The following is a 22,079-nucleotide window of genomic DNA, read 5'->3' as shown; positions in this document are numbered from 1 at the left end:
CGCGCGGGCCTTCCACCCAGCCGCTGGCGCGCCCCCCCCCCCACGCCAAATGGGGCCAAGGCCACCGCCCCCAACAGCGCCCGGTACAAGTGGCCCCGCGCCCGGGCCCCCCCCCCCCCGCGGTTCGCGCCCCCGCGGGGCCCCCCGGTCGCGGGGGGGGGGTAAGCGCCCGCCCACTTTGACTAGGGGGGGCGGCGGCCCCACCTCGCCCTCGACCACCCACAGGACCCGGGTCACCCCCGCCGTACGGGCGGCGAAGACACCGAACTCCGGCCCTTGTACGTACTCCTCCACCAGAGCGCTGTCCCGGCCGCCGGCCAGGATGCCGGCGACGGCCCGCTCGGCCTCGTCGCGGGTGTCGCAGTACGCCAGCCCGGCGGCGCTCGACGCGTCGCGCGGCTTGACCACGACGGGCAGCCCGAGCCCTTCGGCGGCCTCGCCGCCCTCCTGGGCCGCGCTCACGACCCGCGTGCGCGGCACCGGGACCCCGGCCTCCTGGAGGAGGCGGTGGGTGGCCGCCTTGTCGATGCAGTCCCGGGCCGCCCGCTCCGTGATGCCGTGGTCGAGCTTCAGTTCCTCCCGCAACCTGCCGGCCAGGGGGACAAGACGCTCGACCCCCGTGACGACGGCGTGGATCGGCTGCTGCGCGTGGACCGCGGCCACCTGGCGGGAGACCGAGGCCCAGTCGCCGAAGTCGACCTCCAGGGGGTAGTCGGCGAGCATGACCTGTTCGAGCGTCATGTTCTCCTCGGCGAACACGACGTCGTGGTCGGTCTCCTCCTGGAGCCGCTGAACGGTACGCCGACCGCCGAGCACGAGAATGCGCGTGGACAAGGGTCCATCACCTACCGGATGTCTGGCTCGACACGGAGTCGGAGCGAGTCGAAGAGGGAGTGGTACGTGGACTCCAGCTCCGCCGGGTCCTCGCCGTACACCACGATGCGGCCGTAGCTGCCGCCTTCGGGGTCGTCGACGCCGCGGACGCTGTCGCCTGGTTCGACGTCGAGCCAGACGCCGGGGGCGTCGAGGCCCCGGAGGTCGTAGTCGATCCGGCCCGGACGGTCGAAGCCGACACATCGGTACAGCACATGGCCGGCCGTGGGCGGCCTGCGTGTGATCGGCCGTCCCAGCGCGATCTCGGCGGCGGCGCGCGTGAGATCGATCCCGCTGACCCGCTCGGTGGCGGCGCACAGCTGCCCGCCGGGCGGCCGGGCGGCGACGTCGACGAGGACGGGCCCGTCGGCCGTCAGCCTCACCTGGATGTGGGAGACGCCGTGGTCGAAGCCGAGTACGGCCAGGGCCCGGACGCAGAACGCCTTCAGCTCCGACTCCCGGGCCGGACCGAGACCGCTGGGGTGGTCGTAACCGGTCTCCGCCCGCCCCGGTCCCGGCCCCGTGTGCTGGGCCAGCACGCTCACGGTCTCGGTGACCCCGTCGACGGTGAGGCACTGCACGGCGTACTCGGGCCCGTCGGTGAACTTCTCGACGACGAGCGCGGCGGGCCCCAGAAGCTCCGACGCCCGCTTGACCTCGTTCAGATCGCGGCAGAGCAGTCGGCCCCGGCCGACCGACCTCCGCACCACGACGGGCAGCCCCAGCCTCCGGGCCGAGGCACGGGCGTCGGCGGGATCGGCGACCGCCAGGAAGTCGGGCGTCCGTACGCCGCCGGCGGCCAGCGTCATCCGAAGGCGCGCCTTGTCGTGGCAGGCCAGGGCGGCCGGGAGGTCGAGTCCGCGCACGCCGATCCGGGCGGCCAGATAGGCGGCCAGCGGCAGATGCGCGTCGTACACGCTGAACACCGCTTCGAGCGGCCGGTCGGCGTGGTTGCGGCGCAGCGCGCTCTCCACCGCGGCCCAGTCGCTCAGGTCGATGTCGAGGGGCACGTCGACCCGGCAGGCCAGCTCCAGCGGCGTGGGGTCGTCGAGCAGGACGGTGTGGACGTCGAGGGCGTCGAGAACGTCCACGACGCGGCGCCCGGAGAGACAGGCCACACCGGGCCGGACGTCGGCGGTCATCAGCAGCACCGCCTGGCCATGTCGAGTTGCTCCTCGGGGCCCTGGCAGCGCCGCTCCAGGCGCAGGCAGGACGCGTGCAGGGCGGCCCGCTCCGCGCGGTCGGCCGCGTTCAGCGCCAGGTGGAGCGGCATGGGGTGGGCGCCGAGCTTGCGCTTCTCCATCCCGTTGGAGCGGCCGAGGTCGACCGTGGTGACGTCCGTGGCGACGGCGCTCTCGACGATGCGGCCGGCCATCGCCCGGTAGGGGACGAAGGAGGGCAGGAGCCCGGTGTCCAGGCCGGCCAGCCACATCGACCAGTGGGGGCCGAACTGCCAGCCGGCGAAGACGCCGACGGTGTGTCCGGCGCCGTCGACGGCGGTGATGGACCGCTCGAACGGTGCCAGCCTGGCCCGCATCGCCCGGAGGAACGCGGCGGGCAGGACGTCGGTGGGGGTGTCACGGTCCCGGAGAAGGGAGTGGATCAGACGGATCGTCGTATCGGTGTCCGCGGGCTGGTCGCGTACGGTGTGGTCGCGCGCCGCGATCCTGCGTTCCCTGGCGAGCTTGCGGCGGCGAGGCCCCTCGGCGAAGGTCCAGTACTCCCCGACCGACTCCACGTCGGTGGCGCAGCGGTAGGAGGTGGTGATGTGGGCCGTGGCGAAGCCCTGCCGCATCAGCCGTCCGCCGAGCCGGTCCGCCGGCGCGTTGGCCACACCCCAGACCCGGGCTCCGGCCGAGTGGGCCGCCTCCCCCAGAGCGCGCAGCAGTGCGTCCACGGCACCGTCGTGGCCGGGCGCGGCCAACGGGCCGCCGTCCAGCGCGGCGAGGCTGTGGGCCAGCAGGACCGGGCCCGTGGGCGGGAAGTCGCCCAGCTCGACGAGGTAGGTCAGGCGCGGACAGTCGTGCACCAGGTAGGCGGGGCAGACCGCGACCAGCTCGTCACCCTGGTAGGCGGCGAGGTGGCGGGGCTCAAACTCTCCGGGCGGGGCGTCCTCGAACGCGGCGAGCCACTGCCACGTGTGGAAGACGCTTCCGGCCGCCAGGCCGACGACCCGGTTCCAGGCGTCGGCGTCGGCGTCGTGGATCGTGGACAGGGTCTCGATCCGGTGCTGTCCGGTCCGGTGGCCGGCCAGGTCGGTGACGGTCATCGGATCCACCTCAGCAGCACGACTTGAATTCACGGCTGTCCGTCGCGGCCGGATCGAGGCCGTCGCCGAACACCACCTGGAGGTCCAGGGCCCGGCGCACACCGCGCTCCGCCCGGTCGAGCGCGTCGGCGCTCTCGCCGTAGACGACGATGCGTCCGTAGACACCGCCCTGGGGGTCTTCCTTGGCCCGTACGGTCTCGCCGGGTGCGATCTCCAGCTCGACGATGGGCCTGCCGGGGCCTTCCCCGTCCGGCACGAACGCGTCGTAGAGCACCGTTCCCGGCTCGTCGAAGACGATGCTGGTGTAGCGGGCGAAGGCCACGGTGGGACCGGGCCGGGCCGGTCCCAGGCCCAGTGCCTGACGGGTGACGGCCTCCACCATGTCGATGCCGCTGACGGCGGTGGTCATCTCCACCAGCCGTCCGCCGGGTCTGCGGGCGTTGACCTCGATGACGCGGAACCCGTCGGCGCCGCGCCGGACCTGCGTATGGCTGATCCAGTCCCGCAGACCGAGCGCGTCGAGCGTGTCCCGCAGGAGCTGTTCCAGCTCCTCGTGGTGGGCCGCCGTCAGGCCGCTCGGATGCTCGTAGCCCAGCTCCACGAAGACGGGCGGCGGGGTCGTACGCTGCCGGAAGACGCTCAGGAGCTGGGTGGTTCCGCCGTGTGTGAGGGTCTGTACGGCGTACTCGGGGCCGTCGACGTACTCCTCGATCAGCGCCCCCGGCAGGCCGTCGGGGAGGAAGCCGCCCAGCGCGCCGAAGGCGGCGCGCACCTCGGCCTCCCCAGGGCAGCACCGGACGCCGAAGGCCCCCGCGCCGTCCCGGGGTTTCACCACCACGGGGTAGCCGATGCGCGATGCGGCCGCCACCGCCTCGTCCTCACTCGTGGCGAGTGCGAAGCGCGGTACGGGCAGGCCGGCCGCTTCGAGCACGGTGCGCGTGCGCCACTTGTCCCGGCAGTTCGCCGCCGCCGCTTCGTCCAGGCCGGGCGAGGCGGGGGTGAGCAGGCGGCCGAGGTGCGCCATCAGCGGCAGGCGCGGTTCGGTGTGCGTCAGTACCGCCGCGGGCCGCTCGCCCCCGAGCTCGTCGCGGATCGCGTCCGCCACCGCGTCCCAGTCGTTGAGGTCGATGTCCACGTGGGCGTCGACCCAGGGCATGCAGTGCCACGGAATCCGTTCGTCCAGGAGCACGACCCGGTGTCCGAGCTCCCTGACGACGCTGAACTCGCGCTCGCTGCGGCCACCGAGCATCACGACGGAGCCGGTCGCGGGGGTGGAGGGTTCAGGCACGGCCGATGTCCTTCGTCGAGGTGGGCGGGCTGGGGGGGGCTGCGGCCGTCCCTGGGGTGGAGCGGCCGGCCTCGTTCAGCAGCAGGTGTTGGCCTTCTTCGCGGCTGCCGCGACCGCCTGTACCGCCGGGCGCTGGAGCTCGTCCAGCTTCATCGCCTCGACGATGCCGGCGATCTGGCCTATCTCCTCGTTCTTGAGGCCGAGCTTCTTGGCGGCGGCGAGGAAGGAGCGAACCGTTTCCTCACGGTCCTGCATCAGGGCCGCGCAGAGGGCGACGGCGGCACGGGTCCTGGGTTCGAGGGCGTCGTGGTCGAAGACGGCGCCGAAGAACTCCTGGTAGCTCTTGGAGAAGGCGGCGTGGTGCTCGCCGACGCTCGGGGCGAGCTGGATGAGCTGGGTCGACACGGACTGCTGGGGCGTGGTCGCCATGGGAGGGCTCCTCGGGGTGAAGGGGAGGGTCGGTGGTTCAGCCGTGGGCGGCGAGATGACGGATGGTGGCCAGCGTGAGCTGCCCCGCCTTGCGCAGGGCGTCGGCCTCGATCCGTTCCGGGCTGTCGAGGGGTGAGTGGTAGTGCGCCGCTCCCAGCCCGACACCCGCCGAGGGAAGACCCGCGGCCGCGTAGCGGCGGTTGTCCGATGCGACGGGTGCGGCGTAGAGGGGGATGCCCAGCTGCCGCCCGGACGCGTCGAGCGCCGCGATGAGGTCGTCGGGCGGCGGGTCGGCCGGCCCCAGTTCGACGGCCACCTTGCCGTTGAACTTGCCGGCCATGTCGATGTTGAGAACATCGGGCCGCAGCTCGCGCTCGCGCAGCTGCCGGGCGTGATGCCCCGATCCCAGGGTGCCCATCTCCTCGCCGTCCAGGAGGGCGAAGATCACGGGCCGGCCCAGCGGTTCGGCCCGGCTCAGGACGCGGGCCGTCTCGCAGAGCACGGCGGCACCGCTGGCGTTGTCCCCGGCGCACGGGAAGTGCAGCTCGGGGTCGGACCCGACCCCGTCGTAGTGGGCCGACAGGAGGATGGGGCGGGCGTCGGGAGCGCGGCCCGGGAGCGTCGCGACGATGTTGGTGCCGACGGCGGGCGCGCGCTCCAGCGGTACGTGGGCGGTGAGGGTCCCGCCCGTGACGGCGTCGAGGAGGTCCGGCAGGAGGGCGACGACCGGCAGTTGTACGGGCGGTGGGCCCTGGACCCGTTTGGTGAGGTACCCGGAGGCGTCGGCGTGCTGAGCCACCAGCATGCCCACCGCGCCGCGTGCCGCCAGCTCGTCGGCGAGTTCCGCGAAGTCGGGGCCCTGGGAGGATCCGCGCACGACGGCCCACCGGCCGGGCCCGGCATCCGCCGAGGCGACGGCCGAGACCGGCGCCGGCATCGGGGCGGAGCGGGGGTGCTCGGCGAACTCGGCACGGTGGACGAGTTCGCGGACGTACCCCGGTCCCTGCACACCGCAGTACGGCGGCGCCGACAGGCGCAGCACCCCGCTGATGGCGAAGTGCTCCAGGGCGGGCGGGAGACCGCTGCCGGTCAGCTCCGACACCAGGAACCCGACGGCGCGGTCGTGGCCGTCGCTGCCCGGTGCGCGGCCGGTCATCTCCGGGACGCACAGGGCGCGGAGCGTGGCGAGGGCACGTTCGGTGTCGAAGGTGTCCCCCGGCTCGTGCGCCGTGGCGGGCCCGTGGTCGTGTGCCGTTCCGGTCATGGGGAGGGTGCCCCCCTCAGCCCGTGGCCGCTGGGTCACCGCAGCAGCTGCTGGGTGCCTCCGAGGCGGCGGGCTCGCCGCAGCAGCTGCCGTGCTCGGCCTTCGGCCCGCTCGCGGGCTCGCCGCAGCAACCGCCGCCTTGGCCTCCGGGAACCGCGCCCGTGGCGTCGGCGGGCTCACCGCAGCAGCCACCGGTGGTGGCCGCCGCGGCCAGGAGCGGTTCCGTGATGAAGCCACCGAGGGGCCTCTGCTCAGATGCGTCGGACGGATCGCTGCTCATGTCCGCTGCCCTCCGGTCATTGATTCGATTGACGCTTACTTAAACAAGTATCGAATCAGTGTGATCGTCGTGTCAATGGCAGCGGCCGGGTTCACTCCCCCGCGGCCACCGGACCACGTTCCCGCACCCCGGCGCGTACGCCGACGGCCGCCAGGAACGCCCTGATGAGCGGGTGGAGGTCGGTCGGCGTGGACGACAGTTCGGGCTGGAACAGGCTGCCGATGAAGAAGGGGTGGTCGGGCAGTTCGACGGCCCTGGGCGCCTTCTCCGCGTCCCAGCCGCTGATCCGGAGCGCACCGGACCGCAGCTCGTCCTCGTAGACCGGGTTGAGGCCGTACTTGCAGTGGTAGGTCTCGACCGCCGACTCACGCCCCGGATAGACGGAGGCGAGCCGGCTGTCGGCGGCGAAGTGGAGCGGCGCGGTCTCCCCCACGAGGGAGCAGGCCAGCGGGACGATGAGCGGGGTCGTGGCATCCGCGTCGTACTGGACGTCCTCCGCGTCCCTGATCCCCAGGACGTTGCGGCTGTACTCGATGAGCGCGTGCTGGAAGCCGCCGCACGTACCCAGGTAGGGGATGCCCGCCGTACGGGCCGTGCGGATGGCCAGCAGGGCGCCGGCCTGGCTCACGTAGGGGGAGCCGGGCACCACCCAGATCCCGTCGTAGGCGCCGACGGCGTCGGTCACCGCCGCGCTGGGAAGCCAGTCGACCTCCACGCCGAAGTGCGGGACCAGTTCGTCGAACCTGGCGTGAGCGGGTACGCGGTCGCTGCGGTCACCGACGAGGGCGAGTCTCGGCCGGGAAGTCATCAACGTGCCTCCTTTGGTGGCGGAATTGGGCGTGTGCGGGTGGCCTCTCCGTGCCGCGGACGCGCCGTCACCACAGCGCGCGGCCGGTCATGGCGGACGTCGGGCCGAGCCCGAGGAGCGACAGCACGCTGGGGGCGATGTCGGCGAGCGTGGCGCCCCCGGCCGGGCGCTCCACCCGGTGGCCCTCCGCCGGGACCAGCACGGCGGGCACGGGGTTGGTGGTGTGACCGCCGTAGGGCCGGCGGATGCCGCCCGAGTCGGTGAGCATCTTCTCCGCGTTGCCGTGGTCACCGACCAGGAGAACCCAGCGTCCCGTCTCCCTCGCGACACGGCACAGGGTCTCCACGGCGCGGTCGGTGTGTTCGGCGGCCCGGACGGTGGCCGCGTAGTCTCCGGTGTGGCCGACCACGTCGATGTTGGCGAGGTTGGCGACCACCAGCGGCACGTCCTCGCGCCGGGCGGCCGAGCAGACGGCCTCGGTGACCCGGCCGATACTCATCTCCGGGGCGGCCCGGTGGTCCGGCGGTGTGGCGCCGGAGATCCTGACGTGCTCCTCCACCGGCGCCACGGTGGCGTCCCGGCCGTTGAGGTAGTATGTCACGTGCTCGAACTTCTCGGCCTCCGCGATACGCACCGACCGCAGGCCGCTCTCCGCGAGCCGGTCGGCCAGCCCTCCCCCGGCGTCGGCCCGGTGGACCAGCGCGGGTATGGCCGCGTCGGTGTCGTACTGGGCCAGGCTGAGGAAGGTCACGTCCCGGCCCGCCAGATCGCGGTGGAGGTGGTCGGCGAGCTGCTGGACGCGGTCGCTGCGGAAGTTGGTGAACAGGACGACGTCGCCGTCCCGGACCGGGCCGACCGGCCCGCCGTCACCACCGGTGACGACGCTGGGCTCCACCCACTCCTCGCCGCGTCCGGTCGTCGTCAGGGCTTCCTTCGGCTCGCCGATCGGGTGGCCCGCGCCGTCGGCGATGGCGCGGGCCGCCCGCTCGGTCAGCGAGAGGTCGCCGCTCTTGTCCAGGGCGTAACCGCGGCCGGTGACGGTGGCGATCCTCCCGATGCCCGCCTCGGCGGCATACCCCTCGACGGTTTCGAGATAGGTGGCGGCCGTGCCGTCCGCCACGTCCCGGCCGTCGGTGATCGCGTGGATCCTGACCTCGGGGACCGTGAACAGGGCGGCGATACGCAGCAGTTCGCGCAGATGGTGCACGTTGGCGTGGATCATGCCGTCGGATGTCAGACCGATGAGGTGGAGCGAGCCGCCGGTGCGTGCGGCGCCCGTGAGCGCGGCGCCCAGGGTCTCGTCCGACCGCAGGCCGCCGCCGCTGATCCGCTCCTCGACCAGGACGCTGTCGTAGGGGACGGGCCGTCCCGCCCCGATGACGATGTGCCCGATCTCGGAGTTGCCGACCGTTCCGGGCAGCAGGCCGACGGCGCTCCCCGACGCCTCCGCGAGGACGGCGGCAGGGGTGGCGAGCAGCCGGTCGAGGCAGGGGGTGTCGGCCGCCGCGAGGGCGTTGCCCTCGCCCGGCTCCGCGTGCCCCCATCCGTCGAGCACCAGCAGGATGCCCGGTCGCGCCGCGCTCACAGGGTGCTGGTGGTCGGGCCGGCGAGGGTGTCCAGCTTCTGCCAGAAGGACGGGAAGGACTTCGCGACGCACCCCGGGTCCTTGATCACCACCCCTGGCGTACGCAGTCCGGCGACGGCGAAGCACATGGCGATGCGGTGGTCGTCGTAGGTGTCGATGACGGCTCCGTGGGGGGTGCCGCCGGTGATGGTCAGCGCGTCGGCGTGCTCCTCGACGGTGATGCCCATCTTGCGCAGTTCGGTGGCGACGGCGGCGATCCGGTCGCATTCCTTGATCCGCAGGCTGGCGATGTTGCTGATGTGCGTGGTGCCCTCGGCGAAGGCCGCCACGACGGCGAGCGTCGGCACCACGTCCGGCATCGTCTCCATGTCGATGTCGATGCCGCGCAGTTCGCCTCCGGTCAGGGTGATGGAGTCGTCGGTGATGTCCGCCGTGCATCCCATCCGGGTCAGGGCGGCGACCAGGCCGACGTCCCCCTGGTGCGACCCCGTGCCGATGCCGGGAATGGTGACGGTCCCGCCGAGGACGGCGGCAGCGGCGAGGAAGTAGGACATGCCGGAGGCGTCGGGTTCCACCTGGACCGTTCCGCCGCGCAGCTTCTGGCCGGCGGCGACGGCGAACCGGGTGTAGCCGTCCCGCTCGACGACGACGCCCATCTCCGCGAGGGCCGCGACCGTCATCTCGACGTACGGCTTGGAGACCAGTTCGTCGACGACGTGGATCTCGGTGTCCCGCTCGGCGCGCGTGGCGTTGATCAGCAGGCTGGAGGTGAACTGCGAGCTGACCGCCCCGCTGATGCGCGTCGAGCCACCGCGGAAGCTGGGACCGGTGACCCGGACCGGCGGGCTGCCGTTGCCCCGTACGGCCTCGGCCGTCACTCCGAGGCCCGGCAGCGCTTCGAGCAGGGAGCCCATGGGCCGCTCCTGCATGCGCGGGGTGCCGGTGAGGACGGTGGTGCCCTCGGCGTGCCCGGCCATGGCGATGAGGATACGGATCGGGGTGCCGGCCGCGCCGACGTACACGTCCTCCTCCGGGGCGCGCATGACGCGGCCGGTCGGTGTGACGGTGATCCGCTCCGCGGCCGCGTCGACCTCCGCCTCGACGTGCCCGAACCGGGTCAGCGCGTCGGCGAGGTACCTGGTGTCGTCGCAGACGAGAGCCCCTTCGATGACGGTCGGCTCGCCCGAGAGCGCCGCGAGGGCGAGGTAGCGGTTGGAGTAGCTCTTGGAGCCCAGGACCTGGACGGTCTTGTGGAAGGCGCTCAACGGCCGGATCGTGACGCTCTCGGCCTTCAGTCGCGGATCGGTCTCGGCAGGACTCAACGCGTCTCCCCATGGTCGTTGGCGTCTGACGCCAGTGGTGATCGGGAAGAGCCTGCGGTGCCGCGCCCGGTGAGGAAAGTTCCCGGAGAGGCAGCAAGTTGCCCGGCAACTACCTGTCGCCTCCGCACCATCGACCGATTTCGGTCACCCAACTCGCCCCCGACCGTGCTAACTTCAGAACATTCGAAGCACCAGCACATCTGGGGGGACGGATGTCGCAGCCGCTGGGACTCGACGAGCTGACACACGCGGTCTACCGCTTCGCACTCGGCCGGCCGGGCTGCTCCCCGGAGGACCTGTTCGGCGGTGTCGACGCACCCCCGGACGACGTCCGGCGGAGCGTCGACCGCCTCCTGGAACTCTCCCTGCTCCGCCCCCTGGCCGGAACGCTCGTCCCGGCGAGGCCCTCTCTCGCCCTGCGGACCCTGCTCCAGCAGCGGCAGGCCGAGATCATGAGCAAGCAGCAGGAGTTCGCGGACATCAAGGAGGCCGTCGACCGGCTCGCCGAGGAGTACGAGGTCGCTCAGCCGTCGACGTCGCACTCCGGCTGGGAGCGCCTGGAGTCACAGGCCGCGGTACTGGCCCGTATGGAGCGGCTCGCCGGCAGGGCGACGGTCGGGTGCATGTCCCTGCTGCCCACGGAGACCGTCGGCGAGGAGGCCCTGCTCGCGCGGCGCCCTCTCGACCAGCACATGCTGGAGCGCGGCCTCTCCGTCTGGAACATCCATCTGGAGAGCGTGTACAACGACCGTTCCGCCCTCGGCTACGCCCGCCGGCTGGTGCGCGAGGGGGGACGCGTGGGGACGGTGCCGACGCTGCCGATGTGGCTCGTCGTCTACGACCGCGCGACCGCTCTGGTGCCCATCGACCCCAGGAATCCGGCGGCGGGGGCCGTCCAGGTCAGCGGGGCGGGGTTCCTGGCGGGCCTCGTGGCGCTCTTCGAGCGGCTCTGCGAGACCATGAGGCCGCTGGACTCGCTGTGCGGCGGTGCGCAGGACCAGCCCACCCCCATGGAGAAGGAGATCCTCCGCCTGATGAGCCAGGGGCTGACCGACGACGCCGTACGGAAGAAGCTCGGAGTGGGTCTGCGCACCGCCCGCCGCATGATCGCGGACCTGATGGAGCGCCTGGACGCCCGCAGCAGGTTCGAGGCCGGGGCCAACGCCGTCGACCGCGGCTGGCTCAGCCCGTGCGCCTGCGGCAGCGACCGCCCCGCGCCGTCCCGGGAGGCACAGCCGTCCGCGTCGCTCGCCCCGGGGTCGCCGCGCATCGTGTCGCCCATCTGAGGGCCGCGCTCGCTCGCCGCGGCCGGGGGCGGCGGGCGGAGGGGCCCTGTCCCGGGCCGGCGGCTGTCGTCGTACGGCCCTGCCTCCTCCGGAAGGGGTGGTGGAGGCAGGGCCCCGGTGCCCGGCGGGGTGGACTCGTCGAAGGGGCCCGCCGGGCCGGTCGAAGGGGTCAGGAAGGGTTCTTGGTGACCCGGCAGGCGAAGCACTTGTACGCCTGCTGTCCGGAGAGGTTGTCGTAGAACCGGTCGTCGACAAGGGTGTTCACGGCCTCGTACCGGGTGCCGCCGAGCTCTTCGGCGAGATGCTGGGCCGGGCCGAAGGTGTTGGGGATGAACACGGTGTCCTCGCGGATGCCGGGCCAGTACAGAGCCGTGGCCGTGACCTTGCCGCGCGGGCTCTCCACGACGACCTCGTCGCGGTCGTCGACGCCCAGCCGCCGGGCGGTGTCCGGGTGGATCTGCAGGAAGCGGATCCCGTTGAGCCGCGCGCCGGTGGGTGTCCAGTGGGTGACCGTGGCGAAGTGGGCCACGCCGGGCCGCCCGGTCATCCCCATCAGGGGGTATCTGCGGTGCACGTCCCCGTCGCCTTTGACGCCCAGCCTCACGGGGTGGGTGAGGGCCTGGGGGTTGACGGGGTTGGTGACGAAACGCTTCTCGTACGCGACCGTCGGGTGCGCGCCCGTCACTTCGGGGTGCGTGTAGAAGTCCGGCAGGGCCCGGTGGCCGGCGACGGCGAGCCCGTGGTCGAGGGCGCGGGTGTAGATCTCGATCTTGCCGCTGGGGGTGAGGAACCTCTGCCCCGGAGCGCCGCCGAGCGATGCCGCGGCCGCGTACCAGGACGGATGGTCCTGGTAGAGGGCGCTGACGCCGGGGTGGCGCGGCGTGGGGCAGGGCCAGCGCAGGGGCTCGGTCCGCTCGCGCATGCGCGCTTCCGTCATCCCGCCCATGCCCGGGGTGTTCCTGACGAACTCGGCCCACAGGACGGAGTAGTCCTTCCAGGCGCGCGGAAACGCGTCGGCCCAGTAGGCGGAGCCCTTTCGCCTGTCGTTGCGGCCCAGAGCGTGGGCGAGGTCGATCCAGATCTCCCAGTCCGGCCGTGACTCGCCGCAGCGGGGCACGGCGGCCTGCTGCCAGCGGATCGCCCGGTCGTCGCGCCGCATGTAGACCCCGTGGTACTCGAGCGGGGAGCTCACCGGCAGCACGACGTCCGCGTAGTAGGCGGCCTCCTCCATGAACAGGCCCGTGTAGACGTAGAGGTCCAGCCGGCGGTAGGCCTCCTGGACCTTGCCCGTGTTGGCCGAGGAGACGAGCGGGTTCCCTTGCGTGATGAGGGCTTTGAGGCGGTAGGGCCGGCCGGTGAGTACGGCCTCGGCGAAGTGGTCGGGGCCGACGGGGAGGGCCTGACCGGGATCGGGGGTCCGTACGGTGAGGGCCGGCAGGTGGAGGTCTCCGGGCCAGGTGTTGTGCATGAAGTTGCAGCCGGCGCCGAGCTTGCCGATGTTGCCGGTGACGGCTGCCAGGAAGGTGAGTACGCGGTAGGTGTCGAAGGCGCCCAGCTGGTGGGAGATCCCCGCGTTGCAGAAGAGCGCGGCGGACCGGGCGCGCGCGTAGTCGCGGGCGATGCGGCGGATGGCCGCCGCCGGGACACCGGTGACGGTGGCGGCCCACTCCGGGGTGTAGCGGGAGGCGGCCATGTGCGCCTTGAGTTCGTCGAAGCCGACGACCCAGCGCTCGACGAAGGCGCGGTCGTGCAGGTTCTCGTCGAGGATGTGGTGGAGCATCCCCAGGGCCAGGGCCAGATCGGTGTGCGGCTTGGGTGCGATCCAGTCGTCGGCCACGGCGGCGGTCGGGGTCCGGCGGGGGTCGACCACCACCAGCCGGGCGCCCGTGCGTGCGCGGCCGCGCAGCAGGTAGTCGAAGGTGACGGGGTGGGTCTCGGCCTGGTTGGTGCCGAGGAAGAGGTAGTGGTCGGCCGAGCCGAGGTCGTCCTGGCCGGTGGCGCCGTCCGTGCCGTACCCGTTGGTGAAGTTGCCGAGGCCGAAGGTGGCCTTGAGCGCGTTTCCGCCCGCGTCGTTGCACACGGGCCCGACGTCCGTGTTGTTCGGGCTGCCCAGCAGGGTGAACAGCCTGGCCACCAGGGAGCCGGTGCCCCGTGGCAACCGGCCGGTGGTCCGGTTGGCGATGGACGCGGCCTCACCCTTGTCGCGCAGGGCGAGCAGCTGCCGGGCGATGACGTCGAGCGCCTCGTCCCAGGTGGCTCTGCGGAAGGTGGAGTCCTTGGAGCCCTTGCGGCCGCCGGTACGGATCAGTGGATGGGTCAGGCGCAGGGGGTTGTGCGTCAGCTCCGCCATCATCGGGGCCTTCACACAGATGTTGCCGTTCTGCACGGGGTCGTCGGCGCCGCTTCGTACGCCGATGACGCGGTCGGCCCGTACGTCGACGGAGAGGGAGCAGTTCGCGTTGCAGAACTGGCAGGCGCTGGTCACCGTCCTGTCGGGCTCCATGGCAGCCGAGCCCTCGGTGAAGTCGAGGGGCTGTGTCCCCTCGGCCGTGGGGGCGGGTACGCCGGGGGCGGGCTTGCCGGTCGCGTCGGCGGACGGTGTGCCCACCACCAGCGCCGCACTCGTGAGCGCGGCGCCCTGGACCAACTGCCGCCTGCTGACTGGGGTGTTGCTTTTCGCCACGTCCGACTCCCCCTGAGGTGTGTGAGGCGTGGTGAGCCTAGGGGCGAGGAATGGCGGCTGTCTAGATATTCATCTAATCAAGTGGTTACAGTGGCGTGCCGCTCCAGGGGCGGGCCGACTCCCCTGCCCCCGTGCCCTGTCGCCCTGACGCCCTGCGTCGGCTGCGCGACCGCACGCGAGGAGGAGCGCGGAGAAGGCCGAGGAGGTGGACATGGATCGGTGCGCCCGTACGGGGCCCGCCGTCGGCGCCCGTACGCGATCATGTCCGCCGCACCGGGACGACTCCCCTCGTCGGCGCTCGGCCCGGACCCTGGGGCTCGCCTCCACCGGGGTCCTGCTGTCCGCCTGCGCACACGCCCTCTCCACCGGCACCGCTCTCCCTCTCGCCGCCCTCGCGGCCGGGGGCGTGGTCGCGGTGGGCGCCATCTCCCCACTGACCGGACGCCGGCCGTCCGTCGCCCTGGGCACCACGGCACTGGCCCTCCTCCAGGGCGTGCTCCACCTGCTGTTCGCCGCGCTCACGCCCTCGCTCCCCTCGGCGCACGCCATGGCGGGCCCCGCCCACGGCCACGTGGCGGCCCCGCAGCCGTACGCCGCGCTCGTCCCGACACCGTCCATGCTCTGCGGCCACCTCCTCGCCGCGGCCGTGCTCGCCTGGCTGCTGCACCACGGGGAACTCGCCGCCGAGCAACTCTCCACCCCGGGGCGGGCATTGGTGATCGAGGCACTGCGCGGGGCCGTGGTCGCGCTGCGCTGCCGGCCGTGCCTGGGGCAGTGCTCGCTCCCGCAGGCGCCGGAACGCGCCTTTCCGCCCGCCTTCCGGCGCCCCCCGCCGTTCGGCCGGGGCATGCTGCTGGCTCATGAGGTCACGCGGCGCGGCCCTCCGACGAGGACCTCCGCACTCGGCTGACGCGGCCTTCGCGTCGCGCTCGCCCGGTCCGGAATCCCGCTTCCCCTCGTCCCGCCGCCACCCGGCCCGTCCTTGGTCCGGCGCGCGCACCTCACCCCGGAGTGATCCGACCATGCGCACTTTCGCACGCCTGTGCACGTTCACCGCTGCCACCGCCGTCGGCCTCATGGCCGTGGCCGCTCCCGCCTCGGCCCATGTGTCCGTGCAGCCGGAAGGCTCCGCCGCCAAGGGCGGCTACGCCACGGTGAACGTGAAGGTCCCCAACGAACGCGACAACGCCTCGACCGTGAAGGTCGAGATGTCCGTGCCCACCGAGCACCCCCTGTCGTCCGTCATGCCCCAGCCGGTGCCGGGCTGGGAGATCGAGGTCGTCACGTCCCCGCTCGACGAGCCGCTGGAGGTCCACGGAAAGAAGATCACCGAGGCCGTGACCAAGGTGACCTGGACAGCCACCGGCAAGGGCATCGAGCCGGGCTATTTCCAGAAGTTCCCCCTCTCCATGGGGAAGCTCCCCGAGGACGCCGATCAGTTGGTCCTCAAGTCGGTGCAGACCTACAGCAACAAGGAGGTCGTGCGCTGGATCGACGTGCCCGAGGAGGGCCAGGAGGCCGAACACCCCGCCCCCGTACTGGAGCTGTCGGCGGCGGGCGACGGCCACGGTGCGGCCGAGCCCTCACCCTCGGCGGCTCCGACGGCCACCGCGCAGGCCGCCGAGCAGAAGAAGGCCGACGCGTCCGGCACCGACACCACGGCACGCTGGCTCGGCATCGCCGGGCTGGTCCTGGGTGCCGTCGGCATCGCCGCGGCGCTGTTCACCGGCCGCCGTCGCGGCAACGCCTGACCGGCGGCCCTTCCATGACGATCACCGCTCCCCGTCTCCGCCTCTGGGTCCTCCTCCTCGTCGCGGGCGTCGGCCTGCTGCTCGGCGGCTCCGCCCCGGCCGCCGCGCACGCCGTGCTCACGGACAGCTCGCCGGCCCGGGGGGCGGTGATCGCCGAGCGCCCCTCCCGGGTGGAGCTGGTGTTCAGCGAGGCCGTGTCGGTCTCCGCGGACGCCATCAGGGTGCTGGACCCGTCGGGCCGCCGGGTGGACGACGGCCGGCCCGCCGCCAAAGGCGACGGCTCCTACGCCGTCGGGCTTTCCGGCCCGGCGGCACGGGGCACCTACACCGTGACCTACCAGGTCGAGTCGGCCGACAGCCATCCGGTCGGGGGTGCGTTCACCTTCTCGGTGGGCGAGCCGTCGGCCACATCGGTCGTCCCGGACGTGCGCGACCCGGACACCGGCTGGGTCGGACGGTCGTACACGGCGGCACGGTTCGGCGCGTACACCGGCATGATCGTCATGACCGGCGGCGTCCTCCTGCTCCTGCTGTGCTGGCCTCGCGGCGAGGAACATCCGGCGGTCCGGCGGTCGACGGCGGCGGCCTGGGGCCTGCTCTGGGTGTGCACACTGGCCCTCCTCCTTCTCCGGGGCGCGTACGTCGGCTCGGGCCGCGTCGCGGACATCGCCGACGCGGCCCGGCTGGCCGGGACGGTGGGGACGAAGACCGGCGTGCTCCTGGCGCTGCGGCTGGCGCTGCTGACCTGCTGCGCCGTGGTGTGGCGGCAGCGGCGGCGGATCCGGCAGGCGCCCGCAGGCCGGCGGTGGCCCTCCGGGGGCCTGCTCGCCGCGACAGCTCTCGCCGGGGTGGTTCTCGCCTGGACGTGGGCAGGCGCCGAGCACGCCTCCACGGGGCCGCAGCCCTATCTCGCGATGCCCGTCGACGCCGTACATCTGATCGCCGCCGGGGCGTGGGTGGGCGGGCTGCTGGTACTGGCGGCGGCGCTCGTCCGCGCCGGCGACGGTGTCCCGGCCGAGGCCGTCGTCCGGTTCTCCCGGATCGCGTTCATCAGTGTGTGCGTCCTGGCGGTGACCGGCCTCTACCAGTCCTGGCGCCAGGTCGGCTCGCCCGCCGCCCTGGTGGACACCCGCTTCGGTCAGCTGCTGCTGCTCAAGGCGGCGGGCGTCGGCCTCCTGCTCTGCCTCGGGCAGGTCTCACGGCGCTGGACGAAACGGCTCGCGCACACGAGGGCCGAAGGGGGCCGCGCGCCACTGCGGGCCCTGCGTCGCTGGGTGAGCGCCGAGGCCGTCGTCGGGCTGTGCGTGATCGCCGCCACCACGGCCCTCGCGTCCACGCAGCCGGCACGGACCCAGACCTCGGCCGCGGCTCGCGCGGACGTGTCCGCGACGGTGTCCCTCACGACGGAGTTCGACACGGGAGGGCCGAACGGACGGGGCTCCGCGGACATCGTGGTGGACCCGGGCCGACGCGGGCCGAACGCGGTGCATGTGACCTTGACCGGACAGGACGGAACGCCCCTGGACGCGCCCGAGATCCAAGCCTCGCTGACCTCCCGGTCCGGGGCGATCGGCCCCTTGCCCGTGCCCGTCGAGCGGGTGTCCGAGGGGCATTGGACCGTCTCCGGATTCCAGGTGCCGGTCGCGGGCTCCTGGGATCTGTCCCTGACCGTGCGGACCTCGGAGTTCGATCAGACCACCGTGCGGGAATCGTTCGAGATCCCGTGAGCCGGTGGACCCGGGGGCACCCGGCATGAGAACATCAGCACATGGTGACATCAGTCGGTAGTGACGTCTTGCGGGCGCTGGCGGATCCCCTGCGCTGGCAGATCGTCACCCTGCTCGCCCGGGAGTCCCTGTGCACGACCCACCTGGTGGAGGAGACCGGGGCCCGGCAGACGAACCTGTCCAATCACTTGAAGGTGCTGCGTGAGGCGGGCGTGGTCGAGACGGAACCGTGCGGCAGGTGGACGTACTACCGCCTGAAGCCGCAGGCGCTCTCCGGCCTGGGCGCCGAACTGACCCGGCTGTCGGTGGCGGCCGAGGAGACCGCCGACACCGGCCGTACGCGCCCCTGCTGACCGGAGGGCGCCCGTGCGGCCGCCGGCGGGAGGCCGGACAGCCGCACGGGCAGGGCTCGGTCCGGCCCTGGGCCGGTCAGGAGGGTACGGCGACGAGGCTCTCCGCACCGGGCAGTTCGAGCCGGACCGTACGGTCGCAGAGCCGGTCGACCTGCGCGGGGTCGTGCGAGACGAGCAGCACGGTACGGCGCCCGCGCAGCGCGGCCACCGACTCCTCCACCGTGTCCCTGCTCCGTTCGTCCAGGGCGCTGGTGGGCTCGTCGAGGAGGAGCGCGGCCGGCTCCAGGGCCAGTGCCCGCGCGAGGCAGAGGCGCTGGCGCTGCCCGGCGGACAGCGTCTGAGCGGGAGAGTCCAGCCGGTCGCGGACCTCCTTCCACAGGCCCGCCTCCTTCAGCGCCTGCTCCGCGCGGTCGTGCAGGACCTCGCGGGAGGCGCGCAGGACGTGGCGCAGGCCGAACAGCGCGTTGTCCAGGACGCTGCCGCCGAAGACGACAGGCGTCTGGGGCACCAGGACCACCTTGGCCCTGAGGTCCGCGTCGCCCTTGCGCGAGGCGACCGGGCGCCCGGCCACCTCTATCCGGCCCTCCCTGGCGAGCCCGGCCGGAAGGAGGTCGACCAGAGCGCGCAGCACCGTGGACTTGCCGGCGCCCGACGGTCCGCAGAGGCCGGTGGTCGAGCCTCGTTCCACCTCGAAGGAGACCGGCCCGACCAGAGTCTTGTCCCGGTCCCGCACACGGAGATCCCGCACGGTGATTACGTGGTCCATCGTTCTCCTTCGAAACGGTTGCGCAACGCGACCGCCAGGCTCAGCAGTACGGCGGTGATGAGCACCAGAACCATGGCGCTCCCCCATGCCTGTGCGACGGCCTGGGGGTCGCCGGAGTCCTGGGACAGGGTGAAGATGTGCGTGGGAAGGGCCTGTACCGGCGATTCCACGATGCCTCCGGGCAGCGCGGGCGCACCGAAGAAGACCGTGGCGGTGAAGAGCAGCGGCGCCGTCTCCCCCGCCGCTCGCGCCAGCCCCAGCAGCAGCCCGGTCAGCGTGGCGGGCCAGGTGTAGGGGACGACGACGGACCGGATGTACTGGGCCCGGGTGAGCCCGAGCGACAGCGCGCTCTCCGTCATCTCCGGTGACAGGCTCCTGACGCGCGCGCAGGTCGGCAGCGCGACCATGGGCACGACGACCGGAACCAGCACGAGCGCTCCGGCGAGCCAGGATCTCCCCCAGCCCATCGCGCTGCAGAAAATCACGAACCCGGCCAGGCCCAGCAGGATGGTCGGTGTCCCTCCCACGACGACCGTCAGCATCTGCAGCACCCGCGCGGTGCGGGCGGAGGCGTGGACACCCAGCAGGACCCCGGCCCCGAAACCGAGGGGCAGGGCGATGAGTCCGCAGGTGACGACCAGCAGCAGCGTGCCCAGGATCTGGTCGCTGACACCGCCGCCGGCCGCACCGGTGGCGGAGGTGAACCAGAACGAGGGGCTGAAGGCGGCATGGCCGCGTGTCGCCAGCACGGCGAGCATGCCCAGGAGCAGGAGCACGGGAAGCGCGAGCGCGCTCAGCCGTACGACGGCGACGAACCGGTCCACCTGGAGACGGCCGCGTCCGGCCGACTGCCGACCCCGGAACCGTGCGGCGCTCACGGGCCGGGACGCTCCCCGGTTCCCGCACACCGTCGCCACGGCCACCAGGGCCAGGAGGATGAGCCCGAGGCCGCACAGTGAGGCGAAGTAGGTACCGGAGGTGCCCGCCAGGACGGGCTCGGGGCCCGCCAGCTTCGTCGTCAGTGTCTGGCCGGGGCGCACCAGCGAGTTCAGCAGCTGGTCGAAGGTGCCGGGAAGCCGCCCGTCGGCCCTTCCCACCACCAGGAAGACGGCGATCGCCTCACCGAGTGCCCGCGCGAGGCCGAGCAGTACGGCCGCCCGCATACCGGGCCGGGCCTTCGGCAATACCGCCGAGCGAATGACCTCGCGGCGGGTCAGCCCCAGCGACAGGGCCGCCTCCCGGTCGCGGTCGGGCACCGCGGCCAGCGAGTCCACGCTCACCGCCACGATCGTAGGCATGATCATGACAGCCAGGACCATGCCCGCGGCGAGCAGACTGTCCCCGCCCGGCACATCGGCGATGCTCCCGACGAACGGCCGGATGAGCAGAATGCCGATCAGCCCGTACACGATCGAGGGAACGGCGGCCAGCAGCTCCACACACATACGCAGAGTGCGAGCCGCACGCCTGGGCAGGTACTCCGAGAGCGCGACAGCCGCTCCCCAGCCGACGGGCACCGCCAGGACGAGCGCGATGACGCACACGACGGCCGAGCCGTAGATCATCGCCAGTCCGCCGAAGACCGAACCGCTGGGGTTCCATGAGGACTCGGTCAGCAGCGCCCCCCAGTCGACGTCACCCCCCGCGACACCTTCACCGAGGTAGCCGAGGAGCGCCAGCAGCACGGCGACGACGGAGAAGGCTCCGGTGAAGAGCCATCCCCACACCCAGGCCGATCGGCGGGGGCGCGGCTCGGCGCCGGGTTCCACCGCCGGTCGCCTCTCCTCCGTGATCGTCACCGATCACTTCCCGATCTGCTTGAGCGAGAGGTATCCGTGGGGCTCCAGCAGGGACTGCCCCTTGTCGGAGAGCAGGTAGTCGATGAACTTCTTGGCGTCCCCCGTCGGCTCGCCGTTCGTGATCAGGTACAGCGGCCTGTTCATCGGGTACTTGCCCGAGGAGATGTTCTCGGGGCTGGCCGCGATGCCGTCCAGCGTGACCACGGCGAGCTTGTCCCGCCCCTCGACGAAGCCGGTGGACAGGGGGCCGACCGCTCCGGGGGTGGACTCCAGCTTGTTGCGGGTCTCCAGGTTGCCGCCGACGATCGCGAAGTTGTCCGAGTCCGGCGGCGGCGGGGCCTTCTCGTCCCCGTAGACGTATTTGTCGAGCACCTCGCGGGTACCGCGTCCGGGCTCCTTGTCGTAGACGAAGACATCGAGCTTCGGACCGCCGACTTCGGACCAGTTGGTGATCCTGCCCTCGAAGAGGCCTCGCACCTGATCGGCCGTGAGGTTCTTGACCCCGGCGTCGGCGACCGGCTTCGTGACGATGACCCCGACCGCGTCGGACCCGATCTGCGTGGTGACGAAGTCGGCGTCGGGATGGGCCGTCCGGTCCTCGTCGGCGACCGGCTTCGAGCTGAGCGCGATGTCGATCTGCCCTGCCGCGAGCTGGGAGATGCCGCCGGCGGATCCCCCCTGGGTGGCGATGGTGATGTTCATGCCCTGCGCCTTGAGGGCCTCCGCCGCGTCGGCGGCCACCGGAGCGACGGTCGTCGATCCGCTGGCGCGCAAGGCACCTGACCCGGCACTTGACTCACCGCCGGCGCACGCCGTGGCCAGGCCGGCCATCAGCACTCCTGACGCGAGGTACACGAGTCCGCGTCGTCGCCCGCTCAACCCCCCGCGGTTCGCCGTGCCTTGACCCTCGACGATCGAATGCGAACGTGCCGTACGTGACATGCGATTCCCCCAAAGCAGCGCGCCTGATTTGAGGGGAGTCTAAGCAGGTGACGGGGTGCCGGGAAGGATCACCAACCACCGCTAAGTGTAACGCTGTTCACATGCCGTTCGCTTGCAGTTCACCTTGCAGCCTGATAGAGGCAGTAGCGGACATCGTCGGGCCGGTCCACCACCGCAGAACCACGGGCGAACGCGACGGACCCGGTCCTCGGCCACTCAACTCCGGCCGCCGGGGCGGGACATCGCCCTCGGGCACACGGGTAACCGGCCTTTCGTACGCCTTTGAAAGCCGGAGCGGCGGCCGGAACCTCCACGGATGGATTGCACGGTTCGTCAAGGACGTAACTTCCCCTGGCAATCCGGGAAAGTCCCCGACATGAGCGAAGCGGGAGGGTGCCGAAAAGGGTGCACGGAATCCCGCCGGACGATGTGCCCGTCTGGTCAGCGGGCCTTCCACCGTGTCGCGGGGAAGCCAGCTTCAACTACGCGGCCGAATTGAGGAATTGACAGACGACGGCCTTCCGCCCGGCCACCAGGTGGAGGACGCACCCTTACGGAAATCAGGCGCCGGCGGGCCGGCCACACATCGTGAAACGGTCCGTGCGCGAGCGATACACAAGGACGACCGCGGATACACGGGAGCGCGCCCCGAGC

The 22,079-nt window shown here is 72.4% G+C and carries 17 protein-coding genes and 1 pseudogene; 5 read left to right on the top strand and 13 right to left on the bottom strand.

Translation table 11 applies throughout. The features are described 5' to 3' along the window. The 9 genes and pseudogenes from AB0917_RS25855 to aroA all read right to left on the bottom strand — a co-directional run. Positions 1–834: pseudogene (locus AB0917_RS25855) on the bottom strand (hypothetical protein); the annotation flags it as partial. 11 nt (positions 835–845) lie between these two features. Then, on the bottom strand, positions 846–2,015 hold the full coding sequence (locus AB0917_RS25850; protein ID WP_366822060.1) for an ATP-grasp domain-containing protein: 1,170 nt from the start codon (positions 2,013–2,015) through the stop codon (positions 846–848). Then, a complete protein-coding gene (locus AB0917_RS25845; RefSeq protein ID WP_366822059.1) occupies positions 2,015–3,142 on the bottom strand; it encodes a GNAT family N-acetyltransferase in 1,128 nt (375 codons plus the stop codon). Before AB0917_RS25845 ends, AB0917_RS25850 begins: the two co-directional genes overlap by 1 nt. 10 nt (positions 3,143–3,152) lie before the next feature. Next, on the bottom strand, positions 3,153–4,430 hold the full coding sequence (locus AB0917_RS25840) for an ATP-grasp domain-containing protein (RefSeq protein ID WP_366822058.1): 1,278 nt from the start codon (positions 4,428–4,430) through the stop codon (positions 3,153–3,155). A 75-nt stretch (positions 4,431–4,505) separates the two neighbouring features. Beyond that, entirely contained in the window at positions 4,506–4,859 is a 354-nt protein-coding gene (locus tag AB0917_RS25835) for a carboxymuconolactone decarboxylase family protein (protein WP_073880930.1), read from the bottom strand. Between the two features lie 37 nt (positions 4,860–4,896). Then, positions 4,897–6,123 (bottom strand): M28 family metallopeptidase, encoded by a 1,227-nt coding sequence (locus tag AB0917_RS25830; RefSeq protein WP_366822057.1) that lies wholly within the window; start codon positions 6,121–6,123, stop codon positions 4,897–4,899. A gap of 371 nt (positions 6,124–6,494) precedes the next feature. Continuing rightward, the gene (locus tag AB0917_RS25825) at positions 6,495–7,211 is read right to left on the bottom strand and encodes a hypothetical protein (protein ID WP_366822056.1); all 717 of its coding nucleotides are present in this window, start codon (positions 7,209–7,211) and stop codon (positions 6,495–6,497) included. Between the two features lie 67 nt (positions 7,212–7,278). Then, a complete protein-coding gene (gene gpmI, locus AB0917_RS25820; RefSeq protein ID WP_366822055.1) occupies positions 7,279–8,796 on the bottom strand; it encodes a 2,3-bisphosphoglycerate-independent phosphoglycerate mutase in 1,518 nt (505 codons plus the stop codon). Continuing rightward, the gene (gene aroA, locus AB0917_RS25815) at positions 8,793–10,118 is read right to left on the bottom strand and encodes a 3-phosphoshikimate 1-carboxyvinyltransferase (protein WP_366822054.1); all 1,326 of its coding nucleotides are present in this window, start codon (positions 10,116–10,118) and stop codon (positions 8,793–8,795) included. The genes gpmI and aroA overlap by 4 nt, the downstream gene beginning before the upstream one ends. A 212-nt stretch (positions 10,119–10,330) precedes the next feature. Between aroA and AB0917_RS25810 the strand changes: the two genes are divergently transcribed. Further along, on the top strand, positions 10,331–11,404 hold the full coding sequence (locus AB0917_RS25810) for a helix-turn-helix transcriptional regulator (protein WP_366822053.1): 1,074 nt from the start codon (positions 10,331–10,333) through the stop codon (positions 11,402–11,404). A 169-nt stretch (positions 11,405–11,573) separates the two neighbouring features. Here AB0917_RS25810 and AB0917_RS25805 read toward each other — a convergent pair whose 3' ends face one another. Further along, positions 11,574–14,087 (bottom strand): molybdopterin-dependent oxidoreductase, encoded by a 2,514-nt coding sequence (locus AB0917_RS25805; protein ID WP_366822052.1) that lies wholly within the window; start codon positions 14,085–14,087, stop codon positions 11,574–11,576. A gap of 211 nt (positions 14,088–14,298) precedes the next feature. On the opposite strand from AB0917_RS25805, the gene AB0917_RS25800 reads away from it, so the two are divergent. The 4 genes from AB0917_RS25800 to AB0917_RS25785 all read left to right on the top strand — a co-directional run bounded on the left by AB0917_RS25800 (position 14,299) and on the right by AB0917_RS25785 (position 17,918). Beyond that, a complete protein-coding gene (locus AB0917_RS25800; protein WP_366822051.1) occupies positions 14,299–14,997 on the top strand; it encodes a hypothetical protein in 699 nt (232 codons plus the stop codon). A gap of 112 nt (positions 14,998–15,109) precedes the next feature. Beyond that, on the top strand, positions 15,110–15,838 hold the full coding sequence (locus AB0917_RS25795) for a YcnI family protein (protein WP_366822050.1): 729 nt from the start codon (positions 15,110–15,112) through the stop codon (positions 15,836–15,838). Between the two features lie 14 nt (positions 15,839–15,852). Then, on the top strand, positions 15,853–17,565 hold the full coding sequence (locus AB0917_RS25790) for a copper resistance protein CopC (protein WP_366822049.1): 1,713 nt from the start codon (positions 15,853–15,855) through the stop codon (positions 17,563–17,565). Positions 17,566–17,606: 41 nt separating this feature from the next. Beyond that, complete coding sequence (locus AB0917_RS25785) at positions 17,607–17,918, top strand: metalloregulator ArsR/SmtB family transcription factor (protein WP_366822048.1); 312 nt, start codon at positions 17,607–17,609, stop codon at positions 17,916–17,918. A gap of 76 nt (positions 17,919–17,994) precedes the next feature. On the opposite strand, the gene AB0917_RS25780 is transcribed toward AB0917_RS25785, so the two are convergent. Genes AB0917_RS25780 through AB0917_RS25770 form a run of 3 tightly spaced genes read right to left on the bottom strand, consistent with a single transcriptional unit; the run spans position 17,995 to position 21,425 of the window. Further along, positions 17,995–18,684 carry an ATP-binding cassette domain-containing protein gene (locus AB0917_RS25780; protein ID WP_366822047.1) on the bottom strand — a complete coding sequence of 230 codons (690 nt, stop codon included), beginning with the start codon at positions 18,682–18,684 and terminating at the stop codon, positions 17,995–17,997. Beyond that, entirely contained in the window at positions 18,672–20,483 is a 1,812-nt protein-coding gene (pstC, locus tag AB0917_RS25775; RefSeq protein WP_366822046.1) for a phosphate ABC transporter permease subunit PstC, read from the bottom strand. Before pstC ends, AB0917_RS25780 begins: the two co-directional genes overlap by 13 nt. Positions 20,484–20,486: 3 nt before the next feature. Then, positions 20,487–21,425: a phosphate ABC transporter substrate-binding protein gene (locus AB0917_RS25770; RefSeq protein WP_366822045.1), complete on the bottom strand. Its 939-nt coding sequence runs from the start codon at positions 21,423–21,425 to the stop codon at positions 20,487–20,489. Positions 21,426–22,079: the final 654 nt, after the last annotated feature.

It is taken from the genome of Streptomyces sp. NPDC007346, assembly GCF_040703535.1.
Lineage (GTDB): Bacteria > Actinomycetota > Actinomycetes > Streptomycetales > Streptomycetaceae > Streptomyces.
This window is presented reverse-complemented; position numbering and strand designations above follow the sequence as displayed.